This window comes from Nostoc foliaceum FACHB-393 (assembly GCF_014698505.1).
Lineage (GTDB): Bacteria > Cyanobacteriota > Cyanobacteriia > Cyanobacteriales > Nostocaceae > Nostoc > Nostoc foliaceum_A.
In genome coordinates this window covers 1-18,932 of the sequence record NZ_JACJTD010000037.1, presented here as the reverse complement: position 1 = coordinate 18,932, position 18,932 = coordinate 1, and the positions used below count along the sequence as shown (strand labels likewise).

At 44.2% G+C, this 18,932-nt stretch carries 14 protein-coding genes, 1 tRNA gene and 1 pseudogene; 11 read left to right on the top strand and 5 right to left on the bottom strand.

What is annotated here, in order from left to right; genetic code table 11:
- Window positions 1-304: 304 nt before the first annotated feature.
- Both H6G92_RS25135 and H6G92_RS25130 read left to right on the top strand, forming a co-directional pair.
- Window positions 305-1,519 (top strand): FAD-dependent oxidoreductase, encoded by a 1,215-nt coding sequence (locus H6G92_RS25135; protein WP_190896895.1) that lies wholly within the window; start codon window positions 305-307, stop codon window positions 1,517-1,519.
- Window positions 1,520-1,630: 111 nt separating this feature from the next.
- Window positions 1,631-1,864, top strand: coding sequence for a hypothetical protein (locus H6G92_RS25130; protein WP_190896893.1), 234 nt, complete (start codon window positions 1,631-1,633; stop codon window positions 1,862-1,864).
- A gap of 7 nt (window positions 1,865-1,871) precedes the next feature.
- Here H6G92_RS25130 and leuD read toward each other — a convergent pair whose 3' ends face one another.
- A complete protein-coding gene (gene leuD, locus H6G92_RS25125; RefSeq protein ID WP_190896891.1) occupies window positions 1,872-2,480 on the bottom strand; it encodes a 3-isopropylmalate dehydratase small subunit in 609 nt (202 codons plus the stop codon).
- A gap of 233 nt (window positions 2,481-2,713) precedes the next feature.
- On the bottom strand, window positions 2,714-4,117 hold the full coding sequence (gene leuC / locus H6G92_RS25115) for a 3-isopropylmalate dehydratase large subunit (protein WP_190896889.1): 1,404 nt from the start codon (window positions 4,115-4,117) through the stop codon (window positions 2,714-2,716).
- Window positions 4,118-4,589: 472 nt separating this feature from the next.
- Here leuC and H6G92_RS25110 point away from each other — a divergent pair, with 472 nt between their 5' ends.
- The 6 genes from H6G92_RS25110 to H6G92_RS39700 all read left to right on the top strand — a co-directional run bounded on the left by H6G92_RS25110 (window position 4,590) and on the right by H6G92_RS39700 (window position 13,571).
- Complete coding sequence (locus H6G92_RS25110; protein WP_190896887.1) at window positions 4,590-5,942, top strand: P-loop NTPase fold protein; 1,353 nt, start codon at window positions 4,590-4,592, stop codon at window positions 5,940-5,942.
- 75 nt (window positions 5,943-6,017) lie between these two features.
- Window positions 6,018-11,873: a WD40 domain-containing protein gene (locus tag H6G92_RS25105; protein ID WP_190896885.1), complete on the top strand. Its 5,856-nt coding sequence runs from the start codon at window positions 6,018-6,020 to the stop codon at window positions 11,871-11,873.
- A gap of 179 nt (window positions 11,874-12,052) precedes the next feature.
- Window positions 12,053-12,796: an alpha/beta fold hydrolase gene (locus H6G92_RS25100; RefSeq protein WP_190896883.1), complete on the top strand. Its 744-nt coding sequence runs from the start codon at window positions 12,053-12,055 to the stop codon at window positions 12,794-12,796.
- Window positions 12,797-12,915: 119 nt separating this feature from the next.
- Window positions 12,916-13,131 carry a hypothetical protein gene (locus H6G92_RS25095; RefSeq protein ID WP_190896881.1) on the top strand — a complete coding sequence of 72 codons (216 nt, stop codon included), beginning with the start codon at window positions 12,916-12,918 and terminating at the stop codon, window positions 13,129-13,131.
- Window positions 13,131-13,331, top strand: a complete 201-nt coding sequence (locus H6G92_RS39705) for a hypothetical protein (protein WP_242059302.1) — start codon at window positions 13,131-13,133, stop codon at window positions 13,329-13,331. The genes H6G92_RS25095 and H6G92_RS39705 overlap by 1 nt, the downstream gene beginning before the upstream one ends.
- A gap of 15 nt (window positions 13,332-13,346) precedes the next feature.
- Window positions 13,347-13,571, top strand: coding sequence for a PIN domain-containing protein (locus tag H6G92_RS39700; RefSeq protein ID WP_313889994.1), 225 nt, complete (start codon window positions 13,347-13,349; stop codon window positions 13,569-13,571).
- Between the two features lie 39 nt (window positions 13,572-13,610).
- On the opposite strand, the gene H6G92_RS25085 is transcribed toward H6G92_RS39700, so the two are convergent.
- Window positions 13,611-13,683: transfer RNA gene (locus H6G92_RS25085), tRNA-Val, on the bottom strand.
- A gap of 143 nt (window positions 13,684-13,826) precedes the next feature.
- Here H6G92_RS25085 and H6G92_RS25080 point away from each other — a divergent pair.
- The gene (locus tag H6G92_RS25080) at window positions 13,827-14,414 is read left to right on the top strand and encodes a metal-binding protein (RefSeq protein WP_190896879.1); all 588 of its coding nucleotides are present in this window, start codon (window positions 13,827-13,829) and stop codon (window positions 14,412-14,414) included.
- A 41-nt stretch (window positions 14,415-14,455) separates the two neighbouring features.
- Window positions 14,456-15,274 (top strand): nucleoside triphosphate pyrophosphohydrolase, encoded by an 819-nt coding sequence (gene mazG / locus H6G92_RS25075; protein WP_190896877.1) that lies wholly within the window; start codon window positions 14,456-14,458, stop codon window positions 15,272-15,274.
- A gap of 165 nt (window positions 15,275-15,439) precedes the next feature.
- Here mazG and H6G92_RS25070 read toward each other — a convergent pair whose 3' ends face one another.
- Window positions 15,440-16,648, bottom strand: a complete 1,209-nt coding sequence (locus H6G92_RS25070; RefSeq protein WP_190896875.1) for a transporter substrate-binding domain-containing protein — start codon at window positions 16,646-16,648, stop codon at window positions 15,440-15,442.
- Window positions 16,649-16,785: 137 nt separating this feature from the next.
- Entirely contained in the window at window positions 16,786-18,255 is a 1,470-nt protein-coding gene (locus H6G92_RS25065) for an aldehyde dehydrogenase family protein (protein ID WP_190896873.1), read from the bottom strand.
- Between the two features lie 463 nt (window positions 18,256-18,718).
- Here H6G92_RS25065 and H6G92_RS25060 point away from each other — a divergent pair.
- A pseudogene (locus tag H6G92_RS25060) lies at window positions 18,719-18,932 on the top strand (hypothetical protein); the annotation flags it as partial.

Genomic DNA, 18,932 nt, shown 5'->3' with positions numbered 1-18,932 from the left:
CCGTTACAAAAAGTTTATGAAATTTAAAAATCGAATTTAGGGAATCTATCGCCAAAATCGACTTAAAGGTGTTTATGAGTATTTGTCGGCTTGGCGAAAAATTGTGAAGTGTGCAGTTTTTGTTACCACTAGCAACCGCAAAGGTGATGACTCATGAGAACACTAATTCAGAATTGATTCTTCAGGAAGATTGACTAAAAAAGCACTCAGGAGCCAGAATTAATGATTGTGCGTCTGGCTCAAATGTAAGCCTGCCTTGAGACATGAAGGAAGCGCATTTATTTGTGGAGATATTCTGACTTCTATGAACACAAATCTAACTCAGAAATTATCCAAACCCATAGTAGAGAAAGTTGCCATTGTCGGTGCTGGCCCAGGCGGTTTAGCTGCTGCGATCGCACTGAGAAGCCAAGGTATTAATGTTCAAGTATACGAAAAAGCCCAAGAATTTCGTCCGGCTGGAACTGGACTAGGCCTCGCTCCTAATGGCTTGAATTCCCTAGATGCGATGCCTGCGGCGGGCTGTGCCAACGCGCCGGGAATTGTCGAAACCCTCAAAAGTTCAGGGTGCGAGGTTCATCACACGGTTTTAAAGAATACCCAGGGAGAAACACTCCGAACTAACGCAACTAAATACTTGGAGAATTATGGACAGCCATTATTGACTATTTGGTGGTATCGTCTACAGCAAGTATTAGCCTCTAGATTGCCATCTGAGATCATTCACCTTAATCATCGCTGCATCGGCTTTGAGCAAGATGAAAACGGTGTGGAAATTCATTTTGATGGCGAAAAATCGGTATATGCAGATTTGCTGATTGGGGCTGATGGCGTTAACTCTATCATCAGAGAAACTTTATTTGGCGAGGGTAAGCCTAATTATATTGGTAGTATGTGTTGGCGTGCCGTCATCAAGTATCATCACGAGCTATTTAATGACTATGAACTGGTTTTTGTCAAAGGCAATCAACAGTTTATGTACCTCCTCAATGTGGGCGGTGGCTATACCAGTTGGATTAGTCGGAAGTTCTCGCCTGAGTACTCTCTTTCCCACAGTGCTGATCAGGTGAAGTCTCGCATTCTCCATGAATTAGCTGATTGGGATCAATCCTTTCGGGCGGTGGTACAAGCAACACCAGCCGAGCAAATTTGGGAAGGGCCGATTTGCGATCGCCCGCCCTTAACCCACTGGAGTCAAGGCAGAGTAACTCTCTTAGGCGATGCCGCCCATCCGATGGCACCTGCGATGGGACAGGGAGCCAATACTACTTTTGAAGATGCATATGAACTGCAAGAGTGTTTTTCCCAGTCAGCTAATCTCCAAGAAGCTTTAACTAGTTACGAACAGCGTCGGATTGAGCGCACAAAAATCATCCAAGCTCGTAGTGCCTGGGGTGAAATGCGCTACTACGACACTAACAACGTGGCATCTAGTGGGCAGACGCAGGAGCGGCAAATGAGTCTTAATGATGATTTTCACAAATGGCTGTATGATTTTAAGCCGTCTGCAATAAGCTAAATTTTAGTTTGCTATCAAGAAAGCTGCTTTTTTAAAGTAAACTTTGTCTTTTGATTAAAATCCCTTATTGGTTAATTCAATCTCCTAAGAAGACCCGTATATTCTCCACTTTTGAAAACAGAAATTAGCAACTTTGCTATAGCGGTTCCCACTCAGATGCGGTACAACATTATATCGCCAGGTGTAGGGGCACGGCAATGCCGTGCCCCTACGGGTGTACCTCACGTAAACGAGAACCGCTATAAAATATTTTTGATTACGCACAACCCAAATTATCTGGTTAGCCAGAGCGATCGCAGCAATTCTTGGTGTTCTTTGATTCTCTGGCTGACAACCAGAAAATGAAAGAATACTAACTTGCAGCTAAATTGCCCCAACCGACGTAGGGTAATTTTGCAGCCGTTGCTCGAACTTGGTCAGCATTTGCCACCAACTGACCGCAAGCATCCCAAGTGCCTGAAATAAATGTGCTTCTTGTCCCTTCACCGATCGCAACTGGGGCGGTGTAATCACCAATTTGCACTTGCAAGGTTTCCAAATTCACTGTCACGGCGGCTTGAGGATTGGCAGCGACTAACTCTTGCAATTCTTTAACAGTAACAGCATCGGCTGTCAGACAAGGTATGCCCATTGCCACACAGTTACCAAAAAAGATTTCGGCAAAGCTTTCACCGATTAAAGCTTGGATTCCCCATTTTGCGATCGCTTGGGGTGCATGTTCCCGTGATGAACCACAGCCAAAGTTACGGTTGACTATTAAAATATTCGCCCCTTTGTATTGGGGTTGGTCAAAGGGATGTTCACCTTTGAGTGCTGTCCGGTCATCAATAAACGCGCCTTCGCCTAACCCATCAAAGGTAACGGCTTTCAAATATCGCGCGGGAATAATGCGATCGGTATCTATATCATTGCCCACTAAGGGTATACCGCGCCCTGAAACTGTTTTAACTTCACTCACCATAAACTTTATCTATTCTTTCAATGACAGACTGTTGAAAAAGGGACGAGGGGGACAAGGGGGACGAGGGGGACGAGGGGGACAAGGGGGACAAGGGGGACGAGGGGGACGAGGGGGACGAGGGGGACGAGGGGGACAAGGGGGAATTATTAGAACTAGTCTCTTCCTTGTCTCCCCCCTCTTCCTTGTCTCCCTTGTCTCTTCTCTATGCCCAATCCCCCATGCCCTTTTGAAAATTACAGCAACTCACGCACATCAGAGACTTCGCCTTTAATCGCAGCAGTGGCGACCATCGCCGGACTCATTAACAATGTCCGACCGGAAGAGGAACCCTGTCTGCCTTTAAAGTTGCGGTTGGAGGAAGAAGCGCTGATTTGTCTTCCTTGTAGCTTATCGGGGTTCATAGCCAAACACATGGAACATCCCGGTTCACGCCATTCAAATCCAGCTTCCTGAAAGATTTTATCTAGTCCTTCAGCTTCTGCCTCTTCCTTCACCCTTTCAGAACCAGGGACAACAAAGGCTTTGATTCCCTCTGCAACGTGGCGACCTTTGGCGATTTTCGCAGCTTCTCGCAAATCACTAATTCTGCCGTTGGTGCAACTACCAATAAAGCAGACATCTATTTTAGTGCCCTTGATGGGTTGACCAGGATATAAATCCATGTAGCGGTAAGCTTCTTCGGCAATAAATCGGTCTTCTTCCAGCAATTCTTCTGGTTGAGGTACTGACTGGTTGACACCGATACCTTGACCGGGAGTAATCCCCCAGGTAACAGTAGGAGAAATTTCCGCAGCGTCGAATACCACTACATCATCGTATTGGGCATCAGCATCGCTCTTGATGGAATCCCACCAAGCCACTGCTTTATCCCAATCTGCATTTTTGGGTGCAAAATCTCTGCCTTTGAGGTAATCATAGGTGACTTGATCGGGATTAACATAGCCGCAACGCGCACCGCCTTCGATCGCCATATTGCAGACAGTCATCCTCTCTTCCATATTCATTTGCTCAAATGTCGTACCTGCAAATTCGTAGCCATAGCCCACACCACCTTTCACGCCAAGGGTGCGGATGATATGCAGAATGACATCTTTGGCGTAAACACCAGGGTTGAGAGTGCCGTTAACTTCAATTTTGCGGACTTTCAGTTTTGAGAGTGCCAGGGTTTGGGAAGCGAGAACATCCCGGACTTGACTAGTACCGATACCAAATGCGATCGCACCAAATGCCCCATGACTGGAAGTGTGACTATCTCCACAAGCGATCGTCATTCCTGGTTGGGTCAGTCCGAGTTCTGGAGCGATGACATGAACTATACCCTGACTACCAGAGCCAATATTGTAAAAAGTTATGTTATTTTCTTGACAGTTATTTTCCAGCGCCTGAATCATTTCCTCTGCCAAGCTATCGGCAAAAGGACGCGCCTGGTTTTCTGTTGGCACAATATGATCGACTGTAGCAACGGTACGCTGTGGAAACAGTACTTTTAGACCCCTCTCGCGTAACATAGCAAAGGCCTGGGGACTTGTGACTTCATGAATTAGATGAAGCCCGATAAATAGTTGTGTCAGCCCTGAGGGAAGTGTACCAACGGTGTGTAAGTCCCAAACTTTATCAAACAGGGTACCTTTGCTCATACGTCTATCAATATTTAAAGAGTCCAGTCGTGAACTACCCTGCCGTTTATACAGACGGGGCTTCCCAATTCATCGGGAATAGCCAACAGAACTCCGTAGTTTTGTTGGTCTGAAATTCCCTCCAAGGGCAGAAGTCCTGGTTCCCAAGACCCAAATTTTTTTCTTGCAACATATACCTATCAGCTTGGTTTTAGCTTGTGGCATTGATGGTCAAGACGCTAATTATCTTACCATCAAATAGTATCAAAAAAGAGTCTTTCGCCTTCTTGGAAAGTAGAAGCACAAAGGTACGCAGAGAATTAGCTACAAATTAATGAAATGTTGTACTTAAAGACATAATGAAACATTTGCTCACCTTTGAGGCTGTAAAAGCAAAAATTTTCCGAAATATTGAGATGCAAAGATGTAAATAACTTTATCCTTTTCCACAAGGATATGTTAAGACAATACGAGATAATTGCACTACCAAGTTATGCCCATAGATTTACGGGAATTTTATCAGGCTAGCGATCCCAGCAGAACTCTGTTTGTCAACCATAGCTCTGATAGCAAGTATTACATAGATTTTTCCTCAGTTCGAGGTGGTGATATTCTTGGCAAGCTGAAGCAGAAAATTACTTTTTTTAAGCCTAATGAACCCACCTGCACTTTATTTACTGGGCATATTGGTTGTGGAAAATCGACAGAGCTTTTACGGTTACAGGCAGAACTGGAAAAGTTAGGTTTCCATGTGGTCTATTTTGAGTCCAGTGACGATTTGGAAATGACTGATGTCGATATTGCTGATGTGCTGCTAGCGATCGCTCGGCGTGTGAGTCAAAGTCTGAATAAAATTACCCTAGAGGAACCCAACAAGTTTAATGAGTTGTTGCAAGGTGCTTGGAAGGTCTTAAACTCCGAGGTGACGGCGGGGAAACTTAAGGTTCCGGTGCTTGGTGATGTCGGTTTATCGGCAGATAAAGAAAAGTTTTCTCTGTCTGTGGGCATTGGGGAAATCACCGCGAAGATGAAAAATGACCCAACCCTGCGAGAAAAACTCAATCAGTATTTAGCACCGCAAAAAACTAAACTGCTGGAAGCGATTAATCAAGAATTATTGGAACCTGCGATCGCTAAACTCAAACAGCAGGGTAAAAATGGTCTAGTGGTAATTGTCGATAATCTTGACCGCATAGATAATCGTGTCAAACCTTGGGGTCGTCCGCAGCAAGAATATTTATTTGTCGACCAGGGTGAGTTTTTGACGAAGCTGAATTGTCATCTCATCTACACCATGCCCTTGTCCTTGAAGTTTTCCAACGATTACGGAATGCTGACTCAGCGTTTCCCAGAAGACCCCAAGGTGTTACCAATGGTACCTGTACAATGGTCTGATGGCAGTGTTCATACAGAGGGAATGGCACTCATGCAGCAGATGGTACTAGCAAGAGCCTTTCCTGACATGACACCAGAGGAGCGTTTAAATAAAGTTACCGAGATTTTTGATAGTGCTGCTAGCCTAGAGCGTTTATGTCAAATGAGCGGTGGTCATGTGCGGGACGTACTGAGACTGCTGAATACCTGGATTATGGAAGAAATGAGTCTTCCCCTAACCCGTGAAACCTTCGAGCAAGTTATTCGTTCTCGGCGGAATGAAATCGTGTTGCCAATTTCTGATGATGAGTGGCAATTGTTACGTCATGTCAAGGAAAAGAAAAAAGTGAGTGATGACCAAGGATATCAAAAACTGATTCGCAGTCGCTTTGTCTTTGAATATCGGGATGGTGGCGAGTCTTGGTTTGATGTTAATCCGGTTTTGGCTGAAGCCAGGGAATTAAGTTTGTAGTAAGCACTTTAGTGCTTATTATTCTATGTCTTTGAAAGCACTAAAGTGCTTACTACGAACTCAACACATAAGCTTATGAGTCCACAGCAACCATCAGAAGATGACCATGTAAACAGCGATGTCTACGACGGGCTACGCCTACGCTCTCTGAAACAATTAGCTTGGGCGATTGAATCCTCTGTGGGACAGTTTAAGCTGATATTGGCACGGTGTAATTATGCTAGCTTGCGCGATCGCTTAATATCCAGATTGCAAGAAATTTGTCAAGTTGAAATTCGTGTCTTGGCGGTGCAGCAATCAAACAGAACTCTTTATACTGCCATTCAGGAAGAATTTGGCGAAGAAATGCCAGCCTGTGTAATGGTTGTGGGTTTGGAATCAGTGCAGAATTTATCTGTGATGCTAACTTCTGCAAATCAGGTGCGGGAAGAGTTTCGTAAGAATTTTGCTTTTCCCTTAGTGTTGTGGATTGACGATGAAATCTACAAGCAACTAATCCAGCTTGCACCAGATTTAGAAAGTTGGGCAACTACGAGAGATTTTGCTATATCAACACAGGAATTAGTAGATTTTATCATCGAAACGGCTAATCAATGGTTTAGTAATAACTTAAAATTTAGCGTAGATGTATTTATCAAAATTGAAAATGAGTTAGAAGCGGCGCAAAGATATTTAATCAAAAAACCAGATGCTTATAATTTAGAAATTCAAGCTAATTTAGAATCTTTGTTAGGTTGTATCAAACAGATAAATAATCAAAAAGATTCGGCATTAGAGCATTATCACAAAGCTGATAAGCTCTGGCAGCAAAGTCATAATTTAGAACGACAGGCAAAAATCCTCAGTGAGATTGGCTTTTGTTATTATTTAAAAGCTTTTAAACATCAAGATATCAATCATCCAGATTGGCAAGCAACTTGGCATTATGTCCAAGAGTATATAAATTTTATCAGCAGGTTGAGAAGTCCAGATTTAATTGCTACTTCAGTAGTTAAATTTGGTGATATCTTGCGAGACTTGCAAAAGTGGGAAACCTTGCAGAGTCTTTCTGAACAAGCTTTAGTAATCCATCAAAATAACAACCAGCTAAGAGAATTAGCCAAAGATTACGGTTTTTTAGCTGAGGTGGCTTTGGCTCAAAATAACTGGGTTAAAGCAATTCAGTTAGTTCAGCAAGCCTTAAAGGTTTTTTCTACGATTCCCAATCTGGAATCAGCAAATACATCAGGGATTTTATCTGATATTCCCGAAAGAGATTTCAAATCAAAAGATTTGAGCTTATATCAGTTTATTTTAGGTCGTTCTCAATATCAATTAGGTCAAACTCAACAGGCAACCCTTAGCTTAGAAACTGCTAAGAATGTGGGTAATCCCCTAGAAGATGTCAGGCTTTACTTGGATATTCTCAGGTTTTTGCAGCAGCTTTATTTTGAGCAAAAAAAATATCTCAAAGCATATAATATTAAACAGCAAAGGCGTTCCATTGAACAGCAATTTGGGTTGCGAGCTTTTATTGGTGCGGGTAAGTTAGAAGCAACAAAGCAGGCATTTGTAGAGACATTGCGTTCAAACTCTCCCCAAGGAAACATTGCCCCAGAAATTGCTGCATCTGGTCGCCTCTTGGATGTAGAACGTTTAATTGAACGCATGGGTCGCCCTGATTATAAGCTGATAGTAATTCATGGGCAATCGGGTGTCGGCAAAAGTTCCCTAGTGAATGCGGGATTAGTACCAGCTTTAAAGAATAAAGCGATCGGTACTCAAGATTATTTGCCCGTAGTAATGCGAGTTTACACCAACTGGGTGGAAGAGTTGGGGAAGCTTTTGGGAGAAAGTGAGGACTGGGGAGTTTGTAGAGACGCGATTCATCGCGTCTCTCCTGAGTGGGGAGAGTCAGAACCTCAACGTTCAACCTCTGAACTCGAAACTCCAACCTCAGAACTCGGAACTTCGACCTCTGAACTCGAAACTCCAACCTCAGAACTCGGAACTCCAACCTCAGAACCTCAACGTTCAACCTCAGAACTCGGAACTCCAACCTCTGAACTCGAAACTCCAACCTCTGAACTCGGAACTTCGACCTCAGAACTCGGAACTTCGACCTCTGATATTCAAAATACCCACTCCTTACTTCTCTCGTCTTCTTCACGCCCTAGTGCAGACGCGATAAATCGCGTCTCTACAAAGTTTCTAATCACTCAACTACGCGAAAACGAACAACGCAACCTGCGAACGGTGTTAATTTTCGATCAATTTGAGGAATTTTTCTTCGTTTACACTGAACCTGCACAAAGGAAGCAATTCTTTGAGTTTCTGGGAGAGTGTCTGAATGTTCTATCGGTGAAAGTTATCTTATCGTTGCGGGTAGATTACATCCATTACTTGCTAGAGTGCAATGATTTGTCCAGTCTCAAGATTATTGGCAATGACATTCTCAGTAATAATGTGCTTTACAAGTTGGGGAATTTCTCACCTGCTGATACAAAGTCAATTATTCAGCGTTTAACTGCAAATACTAGTTTTCGCTTAGAACCTGCTTTAATTGAACAACTCGTGCAAGATTTAGCCGGAGAATTGGGTGAAGTACGTCCCATTGAGTTGCAGGTTGTGGGGGCGCAACTGCAAACGGAGAATATTACAACTCTGGCAGAATATCGCCAGCGTGGTACTAAGGGAGAATTGGTTAAACGTTATTTGGATGAAGTTGTTAATGATTGCGGCGAAGAGAATCAGCAAGCAGCAGACATACTACTGTATTTGCTGACGGATGAAAAAGGAACTCGCCCCCTAAAGACTCGCGCGGAGTTGGAACGCGATTTGACTCCGTACTTCTCGGAGATCCCCCCAACCCCCCTTAAAAAGGGGGGCTTAGTTTCTTTAACCCCCTTTTTAAGGGGGTCGCCGCAGGCGGGGGGATCAAAAACCCCCTTTTTAAGGGGGTCAACCCAGGCGGGGGGATCAGAAGCTAGGGCGGAACACGCTTCTGGAATCAGTAAATTAGATTTAGTGTTAGAGATTTTTGTCCAATCCGGCTTAGTGGTTTTGCTACCAGAAAACCCCGCCGACCGTTACCAACTGGTACATGACTACATCGCCGCCTTTATCCGCCAGCAACAGGAACCGAAGTTAAAACAGGTAATGGCGGAACTGGAAAAAGAACGAGAACAAAGAAAACAAAGTGAAGTAAAACTTAATCGTGTTTTCAAACGCGCACTTTTTGGTTCCATAACCGCAGGTTTAGGATTTGCTGTTTTAGCAGCGGCAACATTCCAGTGGGCAATAGAAGCAAATGTTAGTCAAATTAACGCCATCAATAATTCTTCTGAAGCCTTTGCTGTCTCTGGACAATATCCAGATGCTTTAATAGCAGCCTTAAGAGCAGGTAGCAAACTCAAGCATACAATTTGGGCGCAGCACAGAAGCGATACCCTAATGCACACTGTGTTAACTTTACAGCAAGCGGTTTATTTAAAGCCAAATGAGAAGAAAGAAAATCGTGCGATCGAGGTGAATACTTTAGAAGGGCATAGCAGAGAGGTCTTTAGCGTCGCCTACAGCCCCGATGGACAACACTTAGCTTCTGCTAGTGATGACAAGACAATCAAAATCTGGGATGTCAGCAGTGGTCAACTCCTCAAAACCTTGACTGGTCATAGCAGTGTGGTCTTTAGCGTAGCTTATAGCCCCAATGGACAACACTTAGCTTCTGCTAGTTGGGATAACACCATCAAAATCTGGGATGTCAGCAGTGGTCAACTGCTTAAAACCCTGACTGGTCATAGCAGTCCGCCCTGGAGTATCGCCTACAGCCCCAATGGACAACAGTTAGCTTCTGCTAGTGATGACAAGACAATCAAAATTTGGGATGTCAGCAGTGGTCAACTGCTCAAAACCCTTACTGGTCATAGCAGTCTGGTCAGAAGCGTCGCCTACAGCCCCAATGGACAACGGTTAGCTTCTGCTAGTGATGACAAGACAATCAAAATTTGGGATGTCAGCAGTGGTCAACTCTTCAAAACCCTGACTGGTCATAGTAGTGGGGTCATTAGCGTCGCCTACAGCCCCAATGGACAACAGTTAGCTTCTGCTAGTTTTGACACCACCATCAAAATCTGGGATGTCAGCAGTGGTCAGCTCCTCAAAACCCTGACTGGTCATAGCAGTATGGTCATGAGCGTCGCCTACAGCCCCGATGGACAACACTTAGCTTCTGCTAGTTATGACAAGACGATCAAAATCTGGGATGTCAGCAGTGGTCAACTCCTCAAAACCTTGACTGGTCATAGCAGTGTGGTTTTTAGCGTCGCTTACAGCCCCAATGGACAACAGTTAGCTTCTGCAAGTTATGAAAAGACAATCAAAATCTGGGATTTCAGCAGTGGTCAACCCCTCAAAACCCTTACTGGTCATAGCAGTCCGGTCATTAGCGTCGCCTACAGCCCCGATGGACAACACTTAGCTTCTGCTAGTGATGACAAGACAATCAAAATCTGGAATTTCAGCAGTGGTCAACCCCTTAAAACCCTGACTGGTCATAGCAGTCCGGTCAGAAGCGTCGCCTACAGCCCCAATGGACAACAGTTAGCTTCTGCTAGTGATGACAAGACGATCAAAATCTGGGATTTCAGCAGTGGTCAACCCCTCAAAACCCTGACTGGTCATAGCAGTCCGGTCAGAAGCGTCGCCTACAGCCCCAATGGACAACAGTTAGCTTCTGCTAGTTATGACAAGACGATCAAAATCTGGGATTTCAGCAGTGGTCAACCCCTCAAAACCCTGACTGGTCATAGCAGTCCGGTCAGAAGCGTCGCCTACAGCCCCAATGGACAACAGTTAGCTTCTGCTACTGATGACAAGACAATCAAAATCTGGGATGTCAGCAGTGGTCAACTCCTCAAAACCCTGACTGGTCATAGTACAGGGGTCATTAGCGTCGCCTACAGGCCTAATGGACAACAGTTAGCTTCTGCTAGTGATGACACCACCATCAAAATCTGGGATGTCAGCAGTGGTCAACTCCTCAAAACCTTGACTGGTCATAGCAGTCTGGTCAGAAGCGTCGCCTACAGCCCCAATGGACAACAGTTAGCTTCTGCTAGTGATGACACCACCATCAAAATCTGGGATGTCAGCAGTGGTCAACTCCTCAAAACCCTGACTGGTCATAGCAGTCTGGTCAGAAGCGTCGCCTACAGCCCCAATGGACAACAGTTAGCTTCTGCTAGTTCTGACAAAACAATAATTTTATGGAATTTGGATTTCGATAATTTATTAAACAGTGGTTGCAACTTGCTAAATAATTATTTCATTGGCCATCCAGAAGTGTTAGAAGAGTTGCAATCATGCCAAAGTCCATCGCAGTTGGCGCAAGGGGCGACAACGTTAGTTATCCAAGGTGAGAAGTTAGCACGAAATAATGATATTGATGGCGCTGTTGAAAAGTTTGGCAAAGCACAGCAGTGGGATAATAAATTAAAGTTTAATTCCCAGTCGAGAGCAAAAGAGTTGGCTAACAAAGGCAAGGTTGAACGCTCAGTTGATGAAGGAAACAGCCGCTTAGAAGAGAAAAAGTTTAAGGAAGCACTAGCAGCTTATACCGCAGCCCTCAAGCTCGATCCAAAAGTCGAAATTGCTGCTGATTCTTGGAATACACTATGCTGGGACGGGAGTCTGCAAAAACAAGCGGCTGAAATGTTACCAGCCTGTGAAAAAGCCGTTGCCCTTGCACCTAAAGATAGCAACATTCGTGATAGTCGTGGCTTGGCTAGGGCGCTGACAGGCAACACCAAAGGGGCGATTGAGGACTTTGAAGCATATATCGCCCAGACTGAAGATAAAGATAGTAAAGCACAACGGCAACGCTGGGTGAAAGATTTACGGGCGGGGAAGAATCCGTTTACAGAAGCAGAGCTTAAGAAGTTACAGAATTAGGGAATTGAGCATTTTAATTCTCTTATCTCCTTGTTCTGTATCAATATGGAATAGACGAAATAGATAATTGCAAGGTGGAAGGATGGCATACAGCGATTTTAGTCTCGCTAAGGTTAAAAATTTACTAAAAAATAAGAGAAGTTAGGAAAATCGTCCACCATTACCACTATTCAATTGATATGAGTCTATACTGTCTAGTTCACGGTGCTTTCCAAGCCACCTGGTGTTGGGATTTGCTAATTCCCTATTTAGAAACACAGGGTCACAAAACCGTAGCAATGGATTTACCAATTGAAAATGCATCTGCTACTTTGTCCCAGTTTGCAGATGCAGTAATTCAAGCGCTGCCAAAAACTGATGATGATATTGTGCTAGTCGGTCACTCAATGGCTGGTACTATAATTCCCCTGGTTGCAGAAGCGGTAAAAGTGCGTCAACTAGTATTTGTGGCTGCGCTACTCCCATATCCCGGAATCAGTACACTCGAACAATTTTCTCATCGTCTTGATTCTGATACGCTTAAATCATTCAATTACCAGCCAAAAGAGCCAAGTAAACTCGAACAGTTCCACGATGAACCTGATATGTTTGAACCAGCTTCCGTAGGCAAAGATTATTCAGACGAAGCAGTATTAAGGGAGTTTTTCTTTCATGATTGTCAACCAGATGTAGCACAGTGGGCAATCTCGAAAAGTCGTTCGCAACAATCTATGGCATATATTTTTGAAACGAATCCTCTAAAAGCTTTGCCAAATGTTGAATGTAAATACATTGTTTGTACCGATGACCGAATATTGTCTCCTAAATGGTCACGCTACGCTTCCCGCAAGCGCTTAGGAGTCGATGCCATTGAACTAGCTTCTGGACATTGCCCACATCTGTCTCATCCTGACCTTCTTGCCTCAGTATTAACTAGTGATTAATTTTTTGAGCAATCCAAAATCTTTTGCCCAAGTGGAGTATTTTACTGGTGCTTTGGCGCAGCCCAACCTAGGCATAGCTCATAATAAATGAAGTCCCATAGATATAAGAGAGGTTAAAGATGCTAAATGCGGTTGAGTTTCAAGCAAAAATTCAAAATGGTATAATTCAGATTCCTGATGAGTACAAACAAGAGCTTGGTGAAGGAGATGATATTAAAGTAATCGTTTTGGTGACGAAAAAATCATCTAAAAAAAGAGACATAATTGATGAGTTAACAGAAAATCCTGTTCAAGTGAATGGTGTATTCAGCCGTGAGGAAATTTATAACCGATAATGATGAGTTCTGGTACATCTTTTATTGATACGAATGTTTGGCTTTATCGTTTATTTGAAGATAACAAGATGGAGGTTACAGAAAGAACAAAAAAGCGTAATATTGCTATTGCAATTACAGAAGCTGAAGGAATCATCATTAGTACACAGGTTGTGAATGAGGTTGCTGCCAATTTGCTGAAGAAAGCAGCTTTTAACTAAGGGCAAATTAAAGCTGTGATTCAGTCGCTTTATCGTGGTTGCACCGTGATAGAGTTCAATCTGACAATTTTTGAATCTGCATCAGATATCCGCAGTCGATATAATTTTTCTTTTTGGGATAGTCTCATTATTTCTTGTGCGCTATTTGCCAGAGCAAGTATTCTCTATTCTGAAGATATGCAAGATGGGTTAGTAGTCGCTGGTCAATTAGAGATTGTGAATCCATTTAAAAAAGGCTAGAAACCGCATCTAAGCTGTCTCTAGCCTTAATTTAATTAATGGGCAGTACCAGACTCGAACTGATGACATCCTGCTTGTAAGGCAGGCGCTCTACCAACTGAGCTAACCGCCCGTTTGACTAATCCTTAACTAATATAGCAAAAGATTTCGCGTTGCGCTAGTAGTTTTAAGAAAATCTTTTTTTCTCTTATACTGACTCAGTATTCAGTTACTCAGCACTGGCTTAACGCCCCGCTATCGCTAACAGGATTTAGGATGCCCTCTGGTCGGACGCACGATCGCATTACTATGTATGCTCTGCCGTTTGTGGCAGGCGTTACTTTTTGGCAGACTCGCAGCAGCAATGCGACTTTGTTGGTTGCAGGCGGGTTTCTCTTTGGTGGGCTGATGTTTGGCCCCGATTTGGATATTTACTCTGTGCAATTTCAACGCTGGGGTTTCTTGCGCTGGATTTGGCTACCTTATCAAAAAAGTCTCCGGCATCGTTCTTTTTTATCCCACGGGCCGATTATTGGCACGATTCTACGGGTAATTTATCTGGGGTGTTTGCTGGCTATCTTGGCAATTTTTGTTTTGGCGATCGCAGAAAGGTTATGGAATCTGAATTTTACTTGGCAGGATTTGGGACAAACTGTGGGGCGATCGCTTGTGGATTACGATACTGAATATATCGCCCTGTTTTTGGGGTTGGAACTCGGTGCAATGAGTCATTCTCTCAGCGATTGGGGCGGTTCGGCTTATAAGCGGTTTAAAAAGCAGGGGGTTCGGGGGTTGCTTCCTAGTGGCAAAATTAAGAAGCGGAAAGTTACAAGTCGCGGTCGTCGTCCAAGACTAAAGAAATAATTTTTTTAAACGCAAAGGAACGCTAAGGGAAGCGCAGAGGTATGGAAAATCAAAATGAGACTTTGGCGGCGTTGCAGGAGTTGATTGAGGTGGTGGCAAAGTTGCGATCGCCTGATGGTGGTTGTCCTTGGGATTTGGCTCAAACTCCCGAAACGCTCACGCCTTATGTGATTGAGGAAGCTTATGAGGTGGTGGATGCAATTAAGGGTGGGGATAAGGGTGCGATCGCAGAGGAGTTAGGCGATTTATTATTACAGGTGGTATTACAAGCCCAAATCGCTAGTGAATCGGGGCAATTTTCTATTAAGGAAATAACTCAGGGGATTTCTCAAAAGTTGATTCGCCGTCATCCCCATGTGTTTGGTGATGTGTCGGTTGCTAGTGTGGATGAGGTGCGGCAAAATTGGGAACAAATCAAGGCTGCGGAAAAAGGCGAATCATCTCTAGAGGCGCAAAAACTTAGTGCTAAACTCGGTCGTTATGGGCGCACTCTTCCCCCACTGACAGCGGCAATGAAGATTTCCCAAAAGGCTGCGGCTATAGGGTTTGAATGGGAAAATATTCAGGGTGTTTGGGATAAGTTTCATGAGGAGTTGGGGGAGTTTCAACAAGCTTTAGCTGAGGAAACACCCGAACGGCAAGAAGCAGAATTAGGCGATTTACTGTTTGCAGTGATTCAGCTAGCCCGTTGGCATAATCTTGACCCCAGTACCGGTTTGCAAGGCACAAATCAGCGATTTGTCCAGCGATTAGAAAAAATGGAGGCGGTTGTTGACCGTCCCCTTTCTGATTACAGTTTGGATGAGTTAGAAACTCTCTGGCAACAGGCAAAAGCCCAACTTGCCAAAGAAGAGTATTAGTCATTAGTCATATCATGTCCGCTTAATTAGTTATTATTCAGGGCATCTATGCAAAAATCTTAAAACTCTCTTTCCCCCTGCTCCCTGCCCCCTGCGGTCTTAATGATAAGTCTTTTACCGGACATGATATCATTTGTTATTCTCCCCCATTCCCCACTCCCTTCTTTAAGATTTTTCAGCATCGAACCACTTATCATATAACGATTGATAAGTGCCATTTTCTTTGAGATTCAGCAGGGCCTGATTAATTTGCTTGCGGTAGGGACTGTTGTTAGGCAGAATGATGCCGTAGCTTTCTTCACGTAAGATACTGCCAACAATCTGTGCTTTTCCTTTGCCTTCATTGGCAACATAAAAAAGGAGTACAGGTGCATCAAACACCACGGCATCAGCTTTTTTTGTTTGCAGAGCATTATAAGCTTGCTCAATCTTAGGAACTTCTAAAACTGAAATACGATGTTCTCGCAGATATGTGGCGGCTGTGCTACCCGCAGTTGTGGCTACTACCTTGCCGGGTAAATCGTCTATGCTCCTGATATCGCCCTGAAGCTGTTGTACTGTCAATGATGTAGTAGCGCTGGCTGTAAAGTAGGCGGCAAAAAGTACTCCGATGAACATCCAGACGATACCTACTAAGCGTCCCAGTACTCCTTTGGGCATTTCATCAGCTTGGGTTGCTAATGTGGCAGCTGACCACCAACAAGCTTTGAAAATGCCAGGAAAGTATGATTGGGGAATCATCCCATCTTTATGATTGCGTTCAGATAACCAAATAATATGGGCTGCTACGACAATTAGCACTAAGGCAACGCCTATTACTTGCAAGAGGCTAGTAGAGAAAAATAATTGCAAAATATTTGGGAAGGCGCTGTCGTTGGTTTCTGCGTTTCGTACCATTATTTGCAGCCCCCCAGCAAAAATGGGTAATGAGAAATCAAAATTCTGCTGGCGTTCGGCTGTAATCGAGATAGCTGAAATTCCCAAGTTGGCTTTGCTATCCTTAATGGCAGAAAGCAGTTCCGGCACAGTGGAATATTCTATAAATTTAGACTCTACACCTATTTGGTTGGCGATGCTGCGCCAGAGATCGATACTGAATCCCGATAGTTCACCTTTGTTTGGTAGTACAAAGGGCGGTATAACTCGTGTAGCTACTAATAACGGTTGTTGGAGTTTTGGGGTTTGCTGGGGTTCCGGTTTTTGGGCCAGTCCTGGGGATGTCATTAACAACAATGCCAGAATTCCACCTACTAACCCTATGCAGGTATACAGTGCTAAGGAAAGTCTGGTTTTGTTTTTACGGTCATATCTGCCAATCGGGCTTTTTCTCCCAGCCATAAGTTGGCGAAATCTAGTAGCGATCGCATTTTTCATCAGAATTTTCTAGGGGTTGTATGCAAGTCTATTTATCATGCCCACCCCATATCAAATATCACAATTATCATCCCCCTAAAACCGATTTTTTTCAGATTTAGGGGGATAAACATGGTTTAAGGTAAACTCAAGCCGAACTACAATTTGATGGTAACGGTTTTAACTTCGGTATATTGCTGCAAGCCATATTCGCCGAGTTCTCGACCAATACCAGATTGCTTGAATCCACCGAAGGGCGCAGCAGCATCGAATACGTCGTAGCAATTGACCCAGACAGTACCAGCCCGGAGATTGTTGGCGATCGCATGAGCCTTAGTGATATCCTGAGTCCACACAGCGGCGGCGAGTCCGTACATGGTGGCATTGGCCCGTTGAATTACTTCATCAATATCTTTAAATTTGATGATGCTCATCACTGGCCCAAAGATTTCCTCTTGGGCAATCTTCATGTCATCGCGGACATCGGCAAAGACTGTGGGGGCGATAAAATAACCCTTGTCGCCGACTCGATTCCCGCCACATAGCATCTGTGCACCTTCACGCATTCCAGATTCGATATAGCTCATCACCCGATCGAATTGGTCTTTGTCTACTTGCGGCCCTTGTTCTGTATTGGCATCGAAAGGATTACCGACAACCCGCACTCTCGCTCTTTCTACAGTTCTAGCAACGAACTCGTCATAGCATTTTTCTTCGACAAATAGCCGCGAACCAGCACAGCAGCACTGCCCTTGGTTAAAGAATAGGGCATCGTGGGAACCTGCGATCGCTGCATCCATATTTGCATCGGCAAAGACGATGTTAGGACTCTTACCACCAAGTTCCAAAGTGACGCGCTTCAGGTTACTCTTAGCGGCTGCTTCCATAATTAGATGACCGACTTCAGTGGAACCAGTAAATGCCACTTTGTCAATATCCATGTGACGAGCGATCGCAGCCCCAGCGGTTGGCCCGTATCCTGATAAAATATTCACTACACCCGCGGGAAAACCAGCCTCAACAATTAACTCACCTACCCGCAACGCTGATAATGGTGTTTGTTCTGCTGTTTTCATAACTACAGTGTTACCAGTTGCCAAAGCCGGTGCTAATTTCCACGCCTGCATCAATAGGGGAAAATTCCACGGGATAATTTGACCAACTATACCCACAGGTTCATGGCGAGTGTAGCAGAAGTATGGGCCGTTAATTGGGATAGTTTTACCTTGTACTTTGTCAGCCCAGCCTGCATAGTAACGATAGCAGGCGATGACTAGCCCTAAGTCGCCTAATGAATCTTGTAATGGCTTACCGTTGTCGAGAGTTTCTAACCGCGCCAACTCATCGATATTTTGCTCAATTAAATCAGCTAGCTTGTAAAGCAACTCGCCGCGACGGGTGGCAGATATCTTTCTCCATTCTCCACTAGCAAAAGCAGCACGGGCTGCTTGTACTGCTTTATCTACATCCGGGGCATCTGCTTCTGAGACTTCACAGATTACCTCACCTGTAGTCGGGTTGATTGTTTCAAATCGGCGATCGCTGACACTATTTACCCACTCATTGTTAATCAGCAACTTGGTTGGGCCGATTTTGACCTGTTGTCCTGGTACTGTTGCTGTAACCATCAGGCCCTCCTTAAGCTATAAAAAAATTTGCTTAAATCTACCTATTATGTTTGTTGCTGTACAGCACTTTAGATGGATTTCTTTATGAATTCTTTATTATTATGATAATAGTTGGAGGTTGAGATAGCGAAATTGTGTCTAATTCACAGAAGAAGCGGAGGGGCGCTTTGCTCTTCCCTGGGGGAGCAAGCCCTGTCCCAGAACCGTGGAGCGAAGCGGAACATGGGTGCCATAAAGGGCGCTCTTGCTGGGGTGGAGTAGTCGCTTCCGTCTCAGTTTTCCCCCTTGCCCCCTGCTCCCTGCTCCCCTGCCTCTTTTGACTTTGTAGAACTCGCTTTGTAAAGACAAAACCTCTATCTTTTGAGCAATACTTTTGATATCAGCTTTGAGCGTACAGTTGATTTTATACTTGCTTAGTTTTTACTGTCATGTGCGCTTCTTAAGTCTTAGCAAAGTGAGCAACATGAATAATGTAGACGATTTTAGTCAAGAAATAGAGAGGTTTAGCTCACGGGTGACGGGATTATTGCAAAGTACTGGCAGTGAGCCAGACTCGCAACAAGAGCTAACAGCAGAAGCTTTTGAAGAACTTAAAATCACTTTGGAAGAACTGAAAATTGCCTCCGACGAACTACAAGCAACACGAATGGTAGTCGAGAAGGAGCGTCAGCGTTACC

Bases quoted from the DNA above. Each gene is read 5' to 3' on its own strand.
- H6G92_RS25065 (WP_190896873.1), bottom strand. From the start codon at position 18,255: ATGGTTACAGCAACAGTACCAGGACAACAGGTCAAAATCGGCCCAACC.
- H6G92_RS25080 (WP_190896879.1), top strand. From the start codon at position 13,827: ATGCCCTCTGGTCGGACGCACGATCGCATTACTATGTATGCTCTGCCG.
- H6G92_RS25105 (WP_190896885.1), top strand. From the start codon at position 6,018: ATGAGTCCACAGCAACCATCAGAAGATGACCATGTAAACAGCGATGTC.
- mazG (WP_190896877.1), top strand. From the start codon at position 14,456: ATGGAAAATCAAAATGAGACTTTGGCGGCGTTGCAGGAGTTGATTGAG.
- leuD (WP_190896891.1), bottom strand. From the start codon at position 2,480: ATGGTGAGTGAAGTTAAAACAGTTTCAGGGCGCGGTATACCCTTAGTG.
- leuC (WP_190896889.1), bottom strand. From the start codon at position 4,117: ATGAGCAAAGGTACCCTGTTTGATAAAGTTTGGGACTTACACACCGTT.
- H6G92_RS39705 (WP_242059302.1), top strand. From the start codon at position 13,131: ATGATGAGTTCTGGTACATCTTTTATTGATACGAATGTTTGGCTTTAT.
- H6G92_RS25110 (WP_190896887.1), top strand. From the start codon at position 4,590: ATGCCCATAGATTTACGGGAATTTTATCAGGCTAGCGATCCCAGCAGA.
- H6G92_RS25135 (WP_190896895.1), top strand. From the start codon at position 305: ATGAACACAAATCTAACTCAGAAATTATCCAAACCCATAGTAGAGAAA.
- H6G92_RS25100 (WP_190896883.1), top strand. From the start codon at position 12,053: ATGAGTCTATACTGTCTAGTTCACGGTGCTTTCCAAGCCACCTGGTGT.
- H6G92_RS25070 (WP_190896875.1), bottom strand. From the start codon at position 16,648: ATGAAAAATGCGATCGCTACTAGATTTCGCCAACTTATGGCTGGGAGA.
- H6G92_RS25095 (WP_190896881.1), top strand. From the start codon at position 12,916: ATGCTAAATGCGGTTGAGTTTCAAGCAAAAATTCAAAATGGTATAATT.